This window comes from Acidimicrobiales bacterium (assembly GCA_036399815.1).
GTDB lineage: Bacteria > Actinomycetota > Acidimicrobiia > Acidimicrobiales > DASWMK01 > DASWMK01.
Genome location: DASWMK010000009.1, coordinates 1 through 2424, shown reverse-complemented (window position 1 = coordinate 2424; position 2424 = coordinate 1). Strand labels below are relative to the sequence as shown.

General features: G+C 75.1%; 4 protein-coding genes. 3 read left to right on the top strand and 1 reads right to left on the bottom strand.

Annotated features, from left to right (window positions below; all coding sequences use genetic code 11):
- Window positions 1–234: 234 nt before the first annotated feature.
- Window positions 235–1353 carry a hypothetical protein gene (locus VGB14_00495; protein ID HEX9991381.1) on the top strand — a complete coding sequence of 373 codons (1119 nt, stop codon included), beginning with the start codon at window positions 235–237 and terminating at the stop codon, window positions 1351–1353.
- Here VGB14_00495 and VGB14_00490 read toward each other — a convergent pair.
- Complete coding sequence (locus tag VGB14_00490; protein HEX9991380.1) at window positions 1326–1898, bottom strand: CGNR zinc finger domain-containing protein; 573 nt, start codon at window positions 1896–1898, stop codon at window positions 1326–1328. The genes VGB14_00495 and VGB14_00490 overlap by 28 nt on opposite strands.
- Before the next feature lie 127 nt (window positions 1899–2025).
- On the opposite strand from VGB14_00490, the gene VGB14_00485 reads away from it, so the two are divergent.
- Both VGB14_00485 and VGB14_00480 read left to right on the top strand, forming a co-directional pair.
- Window positions 2026–2208 (top strand): hypothetical protein, encoded by a 183-nt coding sequence (locus VGB14_00485; protein ID HEX9991379.1) that lies wholly within the window; start codon window positions 2026–2028, stop codon window positions 2206–2208.
- 16 nt (window positions 2209–2224) lie between these two features.
- On the top strand, window positions 2225–2424 hold a 200-nt coding region (locus VGB14_00480; protein HEX9991378.1), incomplete at its 3' end, for a VOC family protein.

The following is a 2424-nucleotide window of genomic DNA, read 5'->3' as shown; positions in this document are numbered from 1 at the left end:
GCTCGTCGCACCGTGCGGACGCCGGCGGGGCGCGGCGGACTCGATCCGGCGGGCCGGACGGGACCGGCGCCGGGGGGCGCGCCCGGCGGGACGCGGCGGACTCGACCCGGCGGGGCCGGACGGGACCGGCGCCGGGGGGCGCACCGGCGCGTCGCCCCGTGTGAACGCGCCCGGCGGGGCGCGGCGTGCTCGACCCGGCGGCCCATGGGGGAGCGCCGGTAGGCTGCGGCGCCCATGTGGGCGGTCCGGCTCGTGGCGGTCCTCGCCGGCGCCGCCGTCGTCGTGTCGGTCCTGCTCTCGGCGCTGCGGACGGTCGTCGTGCCGAGGGCCCAGCCCGTGCGCCTCGCCAGGGCGGTGTTCCTCGGCGTCCGCCGGGTCTTCGAGCTGCGAGCCCGCCCCGGCCGCACCTACGAGGAGCGGGACCGGGTGATGGCCCTCTACGCCCCGGCCGCCCTGCTGCTCCTCCCCGGCGTGTGGGCGGCCAGCGTGATGGCCGGGTTCACCGTGCTGCTCTGGGGGATGGGCGTCGACTCCTGGCGCTACGCCTTCTACCTGAGCGCCGACTCCCTCACCACGCTCGGCACGTTCGCCGCCCCCGACCTGCCGACGACGGTGGCGACGACGGTCGAGGCCGTCCTCGGCCTGGGCCTCGTCGCCCTGCTCATCTCCTACCTGCCCTCCATCTACGGGGCCTTCCAGCGCCGGGAGCTGGCCGTCGCCATGCTCGAGACGAGGGCCGGCGACCCGCCGTCGCCGGTCGAGCTGATCCTCCGCCAGCACCGCATCGGCCGGATGGAGGAGCTCGAGGACCTGTGGGAGCAGTGGCTCGGCTGGTTCGCCGACCTGGAGGAGACCCACACGTCCCAGGCGTCGCTGCCGTTCTTCCGCTCGCCCACGCCGACCCGGTCGTGGATCACCGCCGCCGGCTGCGTGCTCGACGGGGCGTCGCTCGTCACCTCGGTGGTGGACCTGCCGAAGAGCCCCCGGGCCCAGCTGTGCATCCGGTCCGGCTACCTCGCGCTGCGCCGCATCTCGGACTTCTTCCAGATCCCCTACGAGCCCGACCCCCGGCCCGACGACCCCATCTCGATCGACCGCTCGGAGTTCGACGACGCCTGCGCCCGGCTGGCCGCGGCCGGCGTGCCGCTCGTCGAGGACCGGGACGGGGCCTGGCGGGCGTTCGTCGGCTGGCGGGTCAACTACGACCCGGTGCTGCTCGGCCTGGCCGGCCTCGTGATGGCGCCGTACGCCATGTGGTCGTCGGACCGGTCGCTCCCGTTCCGCCGCCCGCCGGTCACCCACCGGAAGCGGCGGCAGGTGGCGCCTCAGGCGTCGGCGTGGCGGCGCCGGTAGCTGCGGGCCTTCGCCCGGTTGCCGCACACCGACATCACGCACCAGGTGGACGACCGGTTCTTCGAGTGGTCGTAGAACGCCCACTCGCAGGTGTGCTCCCGGCAGGCCTTGAACCGCCGCCAGGTGCCGTCGACCTCGGCGTCGTGGACGATGGCCAGCAGCGCGGCGACCGCCGCGGCCGCGCCGCGCCCGGCCGGGACGAGCGGCGCGGAGCCGTCCTCGCCGATGCGGACGACGAGCGGGGCGGCGTCGGCGTGGCGGGCCAGGGTGGCGACGGCGCCGTCGTCCACCGGGCCGCCGTTGTTGCCCCTGGCCAGTGACCGCAGCGCCTCGCGCACCTCGTGGAGGCGCTCGACGTCGTCGCCGTCGAGGCCGGTCCCGGCGGCCAGCAGCCCCCGCTCGGCGAGCCAGGCGGCCGCCGCCGCCGGGTCGCCCAGCTGCTCCTCGCCGCTCTCGAGGTCGACCGTGTTGACGAAGTCCTGCACGACCCGCAGCCGCCCGGGGGCCGGCTTGCGGCCGGGCTCGGAGGGCTCGGGGTCGGTCACGGAGTCCATTGTGCCAGAACGGACCCCCCCTTTGACAACCGGTGAAATCCGTTGACTGGTGATGGCGCACCGGTATACTGGTTTCAATGGTTACGACACCGATCAGCACGACGGAGAGGAGAGGTCCGTGCACCCGTACCTCCTCGAGAGCCTGAACGCCCAGCACCGACACGACCTCCAGCGCACCGCCGCCCCCCGCCGGGCCCGCCGGCCGCTCCGACGGCCCCTCCCGGTCGCCTGCGGCCCCGCCCGCCCGAGGGTGCTCGCCCGCGTCCTGCACCTCCATCCCGCGCCCACGCTCGCCCACTGACCCGAGGAGCGGTCCGATGCCCTTCCCCGTCCGCAACGTGGTGATCGACGTCAACTACCTGGAGGACATGACGGCCTTCTGGCAGGCGATCACCGGTTACGACGTCGACGCCAAGGACGACGCCAGCGTCCGCCTGATCGACCCGTCCGGCGCCGGCCCGGCGCTGTACCTCCAGAAGGTGCCCGAGCTGCGCACGACCAAGAACCGGCTCCACCT